Origin of the sequence: uncultured Sphingomonas sp. (genome assembly GCF_913778135.1) — a bacterium.
Taxonomy (GTDB): domain Bacteria; phylum Pseudomonadota; class Alphaproteobacteria; order Sphingomonadales; family Sphingomonadaceae; genus Sphingomonas.
In genome coordinates, this window is record NZ_CAJYVU010000060.1 from 1 (window position 1) to 5,315 (window position 5,315).

Consider the following 5,315-nt stretch of genomic DNA (forward strand, 5'->3'; position numbering starts at 1 on the left):
GGTACAAGGACCTGGGGCTGGTCGTGGTGGATGAGCAGCACCGCTTCGGCGTCGCGCAGCGCCTGCTGTTGCAGGACAAGGGCCGCGTGCCGCCGCACGTGCTGGCGATGACCGCGACGCCGATCCCGCGCACGCTGACGCTCGCGCGCTACGGCGAGATGGACCAGAGCCAGCTGGACGAGATGCCGCCCGGACGCGAGCCGATCGAGACGCGGGTCATGTCGGAGGAGCGCACCGACGAGGTCGTCAACGCGCTCGGTCGCCACCTGTCGGAAGGGAAACAGGCGTATTGGGTGTGCCCATTGGTCGAGGAAAGCGAGACGAGCGACCTGCAAGCCGCCGAGGCGCGCGCGGAGACGTTGGTGTCGCGCTTCGGCGCACGCGTCGGGCTGGTTCACGGGCGTATGAAGCCGGCCGAGAAGGACGCGGTGATGGCGCGCTTCTCGGCCGGCGAGCTCGGCGTGCTGGTCGCGACCACGGTGATCGAGGTCGGCGTCGACGTGCCCAACGCGACGCTGATCGTGATCGAGCACGCCGATCGGTTCGGCCTCGCGCAGCTTCACCAATTGCGCGGCCGCGTCGGGCGCGGCGGGGGCAAGTCGGTGTGCCTGCTGCTGCGCGGCTCGGCGTTGAGCGAGACGGCGCGCGCGCGGCTCGCGCTTATGCGCGAGACCAACGATGGTTTTCGTATCGCCGAGGAGGATTTGCGGCTGCGCGGCGGCGGCGAGCTGCTCGGTACGCGCCAGTCGGGCGAGGCGGTGTTCCGGCTCGCGACGCCGGAACTATTGGGGGAACTTCTGGCGTCCGCGACCGATGACACGCGGCTGCTGATCGACCGCGACGGTGGTCTCGCCGGCGCGCGCGGGCAGGCGGCACGCGTCGCACTCTACCTGTTCGATCGTGATCAGGGGGTGCAGCTGCTTCGGTCGGGTTGAGGAGAAAACATGCAGGCGTTGTTTCCGATCCTGGCCGTGCTGATCGCCGGGATCGGCGTCGCGCTGCAACCGCCGACCAACGCGGCGCTCGCCAAGGTTTCGGGATCGGTCTGGCTCGCGGCGCTGATCTCGTTCGCGGTCGGCACCGCGGCCTTGCTCGTGATCTGGCTGGCTGATCGCACACCCTTGTCGGCCGCGAGGGGCGCACCGTGGTGGGCGTGGCTGGGCGGCTTCTACGGTGCGGCGTTCGTCGCTGCACTGGCCTTCGCAACGCCGCGGCTCGGGTTAGCGGTGACGCTGACCGCGGCGGTCGCGAGCCAGCTCGTCACCGCGATGCTGGTCGATCGTTTCGGTCTGCTCGGTTTGCCGCAGCAACCGATCACGCCGACGCGGTTGATCGGCGTCGCGCTGGTGATCCTGGGGGTGGTGGTCGTACGCCGCGGCTGAACGCGCGCTCAGCCCGGAGTGACGAGCCCGTGATGCTTCTTCCCCGCCGAGATGCGAACGGGCTCCGCGCCGACCGTTACCACAGCGGCCTCGTCGCCGACCTTCTCGCCCGCGACGCGCGCGCCGCCGCCCTTGATCAGGCGGCGCGCCTCGCCCTTCGAGCCTGCGAAGCCGAGCGCGACCAGTGCGTCGACGAGCGCGATCGATCCGCTAGCGGTGATCGACGGCAGTGCCGCACCGCTCGCGCCCTCCTCGAACGTCCGCCGCGCCGTCTCCGCGGCTTCTTCGGCCGCCGCGCGACCACGACACATGGCGGTCGCTTCGTTGGCGAGCACCTTCTTCGCCTCGTTGATCTCCGCGCCGCCCAGCGCTTCGAGCCGCGCGATCTCGTCGAGCGACAGGTCGGTGAACAGCCGCAGGAAGCGTCCGACGTCGCGATCATCGGTGTTGCGCCAGAACTGCCAGTAATCGAAATGCGGCAGCTGGTCCTCGTGCAGCCACACCGCGCCGTCGACCGACTTGCCCATCTTCGACCCGTCGGCCTTGGTTAGCAGCGGCGTGGTGAGGCCATAGACCTCCGCGCCGTCCATCCTTCGCGCGAGGTCCACGCCGTTGACGATGTTGCCCCACTGGTCCGACCCGCCCATCTGCAGCCGCACGCCGCGGCGACGGTTCAGTTCGGCGAAGTCATAGCCCTGCAGGATCATGTAATTGAACTCGAGGAAGCTCAGCGACTGCTCGCGATCGAGCCGGAGCTTGACCGAGTCGAAGCCGAGCATCCGGTTGACCGAGAAATGTTGGCCCACCTCGCGCAGGAACGGGATGTATTCGAGCTTGTCGAGCCACTCGGCATTGTTAACCATCACCGCGTCAGTCTCGCCGTCACCGAAGGTCAGGAAACGGTTGAAGATGCGCTGGATGCCGGCGATGTTGGCGTCGATCGTGTCCTGCGACGACAGCTTGCGCGCCTCGTCCTTGAAGCTTGGATCACCGATCTTGCCGGTGCCGCCGCCCATCAGCACGATGGGCTTGTGCCCGGTCTGCTGCATCCGCCTGAGCATCATTACCGAGACGAGATTACCGACATGTAGCGAGGGTGCGGTCGGGTCAAAGCCGATATAACCTGGCACGATTTGGCGCGCCGCCAGCGCGTCAAGCGTCACGGCGTCGGTCAGCTGGTGGATGTAACCGCGCGTCGAGAGCGTGCGGAGCAGGTCGGAGTTGTAGTCGGTCATATCGGCGGCGCGCTTAGCATCAACGCGGACGTATTCGCTAGCGTGCCGGCAGCTGCCTGATCGGATCGACCGGCGTGCGCCCCTTGCGCAGCTCGAAATGCAGCTCAGGTCGGTCGGCGAAGCCGGTGTCGCCAGACAGCGCGATCGTCTGCCCCTTCTTCACCGCCTGTCCGCGCTGCACCAGCAATTTGCTCGCGTGGCCGTAGACCGAAGTCCACCCGCCGCCATGCCGGATGATGACGAGCCCGCCCAGCGCGGCGATGCCATCGCCGACATAGGCGACGGTGCCGTCCGCGGTCGCCTTGATCGGCGTCTGCAAGGGCAGCGCGATCTTGATCCCGTCGTTGCGCTCGCCCGAGCCGCCGGGGCCGAAGCGGCGGATCAGCTGCCCGGTTGCGGGCCAGGCGAACTGGCCGGGGGAGCCGAGCGGGGCTGCGACCGGGGTCGTCGCGGCGAGCACGCGGCGCGGCGTCGCGACTGCCTTCGCCGGCGCCTGATTGACCGCCACCGCCGGCTCGCCGCCGGTCAGGATCGAATCGACGTCGAGCGTAAAGGCGGCGGCGCGTTGCGCAGCCGACACGCTGCGCGTCGACGGGCCGGGGATCAGTACGCGCTGGCCGGTACGCAGCGTGTAGGGTTCGGCGAGCTGATTGGCGGCGATAACCTGCGACCACGGCACGCCGTAGGCGCGTGCGATCGCGATGCCGGTCTGTCCGGCGCGGACGAGGTGATAGCGCCCGCCGGGAATGGTCAGCCGTTCGCCGACCTGGATCGTGTACGGCTCGGCAAGGTCGTTCGCGCGCGCGATCGCGTCGGCGGCTACCCCGGCGCGGTCGGCGACGCGGCTCAGCGTGTCGCCGGGTGCGACGGTATATTCCTGCGCTTCGACCTCGCGCGCGTCGGCTTCGACCGGACGCGCCTCCCATGCGGGCGCAGGGGCGGGAAGCTGTGCGACGCCGGTCTGGCGATCGACCACGGTGCGCGCGGCGACGCTGCGGTCGGCGGCGGGCAGGTCGCGCGGCGGCGGCATTTCGGTGTCGCCGCGCGGGCGCTCGGCGCGGCGGGGCGGGGCGTCCTCGCCACGATCGTATGGCCGATCCTGCCCCTCGGGCGCACGTGACCAGCGACCGGCATCAGGCGGCGGTGGCGTGTCGTAGCCGCGATCGACCCCGTTCGGGATACAGCCCGCCAGCGTGCCGCCGATGAGCAGGAGCCATCCCGTCGCCGCGACCCGCCTCATGGTCCTACTCCTCGCCGTACACGCGCGCGAGTGCCGCCAGCGACGCCTCGTGCGTCAGGTCGAGATGCAGCGGGGTAACGGTGATCCAGCCATCGGCGACGCGCGACAGGTCGGTGTCGGGCGCGGGCGGTGTCGTCATGCCACCGAGCGACATCCAGCGATAATCGTAGCCGCGCGGGTCGCGCCGCGTCTCGAACCGCACGCGGCCGTAATCGCGCAAACCCTGTCGCACCGTCGTGATCCCGCGCACCGCGTCCGGCTCGACTGCGGGGAAGTTGACGTTGACGACCGTGCGCGGCGCCCAGTCCATCTCCAGCAGCGGGCGGATCGTGCGAACACCCCAGTCCTGCGCCACCGCGAACGACACATCGTCGCCTGGGCCAACCGCACCGTAGCGCTGGCTCAATGCAACCGAGCGGATGCCGGCGAGCGCGCCTTCCATCGCGGCGGAGACGGTGCCCGAATACATCACGTCCTCGGCCAGATTGCCGCCCCGGTTGACCCCCGACAGGATCAGGTCGGGCGCGCCGTCCATCAACTCGGCGAGCGCGAGCATCACCGCGTCGGTCGGCGTGCCGCTGACGGCGAAGCGCTTGTCCGCGAATTTGCGCACCCGTAGCGGACGCGTAAGCGTCAGCGACCGCCCCGTGCCCGACTGCTCCTCTGCCGGTGCCACGACCCACACGTCATCCGACAGCTCGGCAGCGATCTTCTCCAGCACAGCCAGGCCAGGCGCGTGATAGCCGTCGTCGTTGGAGAGCAGGATGCGCATCAGCGGGGACTCAGCCGAACGACGCCGCCCATGTACGGCTGCAGCACCGCCGGCACGGCGACCGAACCATCCGCCTGCTGATAATTCTCCAGCACCGCAACGAGCGTCCGCCCGACCGCGAGGCCCGAGCCGTTGAGGGTATGGACGAAGCGTGTACCCTTTTCGCCCTCGGGCCGATAGCGCGCGTTCATCCGGCGCGCCTGGAAGTCACCGGTGGTAGAGCACGACGAAATCTCGCGCCACGCGTCCTGCCCCGGCAACCACACCTCCAGGTCATAGGTGCGACGCGCGCCGAACCCCATGTCGCCGGTGCACAGCAGCAAGCGGCGATAGGGCAGGTGGAGCGCTTCGAGCACGCCTTCCGCGCACCGCGTCATCCGCTCATGCTCGGCGTCGCTGTCGTCGGGACGGCAGACGGTGACCAGCTCGACCTTCTCGAACTGGTGCTGGCGGATGAACCCGCGCGTGTCGCGCCCCGCCGCACCGGCCTCGCTGCGAAAGCACAAGGTATGCGCGGTCATCCGCATCGGCTCCGCCAGATCACCGAGGATGCGATCCGCGACCGAAGCGGTCAAGCTCACCTCGGCGGTTGGGATCAGCCAGCGGCCATCGGTCGTACGGAACGAGTCGTCCGCGAACTTGGGCAATTTGTCGGTGCCGTACATCGCCGCATCACCGACCAGCAC

The 5,315-nt window shown here is 69.2% G+C and carries 6 protein-coding genes; 2 read left to right on the forward strand and 4 right to left on the reverse strand.

Features of this window, described 5'->3' with window-relative positions; translation table 11 throughout:
- Together QZ847_RS06325 and QZ847_RS06330 are read left to right on the forward strand one after the other, a co-directional pair.
- Nucleotides 1-935, forward strand: a 935-nt coding sequence (locus QZ847_RS06325) for a helicase-related protein (RefSeq protein WP_294354424.1), incomplete at its 5' end; no start/stop codon positions are given.
- 9 nt (nt 936-944) lie between these two features.
- Nucleotides 945-1,382: a DMT family transporter gene (locus QZ847_RS06330; protein WP_294354426.1), complete on the forward strand. Its 438-nt coding sequence runs from the start codon at nt 945-947 to the stop codon at nt 1,380-1,382.
- 8 nt (nt 1,383-1,390) lie between these two features.
- Here the strand turns inward: QZ847_RS06330 and tyrS are convergent, their stop codons facing one another.
- The 4 genes from tyrS to serS form a co-directional block, all read right to left on the reverse strand.
- Nucleotides 1,391-2,617: a tyrosine--tRNA ligase gene (gene tyrS / locus QZ847_RS06335; protein WP_294354429.1), complete on the reverse strand. Its 1,227-nt coding sequence runs from the start codon at nt 2,615-2,617 to the stop codon at nt 1,391-1,393.
- A 37-nt stretch (nt 2,618-2,654) separates the two neighbouring features.
- Complete coding sequence (locus QZ847_RS06340; RefSeq protein WP_294354432.1) at nt 2,655-3,857, reverse strand: M23 family metallopeptidase; 1,203 nt, start codon at nt 3,855-3,857, stop codon at nt 2,655-2,657.
- 4 nt (nt 3,858-3,861) lie between these two features.
- Nucleotides 3,862-4,629 (reverse strand): 5'/3'-nucleotidase SurE, encoded by a 768-nt coding sequence (surE, locus tag QZ847_RS06345; RefSeq protein WP_294354434.1) that lies wholly within the window; start codon nt 4,627-4,629, stop codon nt 3,862-3,864.
- Nucleotides 4,629-5,315, reverse strand: a 687-nt coding sequence (gene serS, locus QZ847_RS06350) for a serine--tRNA ligase (RefSeq protein ID WP_294354439.1), incomplete at its 5' end; no start/stop codon positions are given. The genes surE and serS, both read right to left, overlap by 1 nt.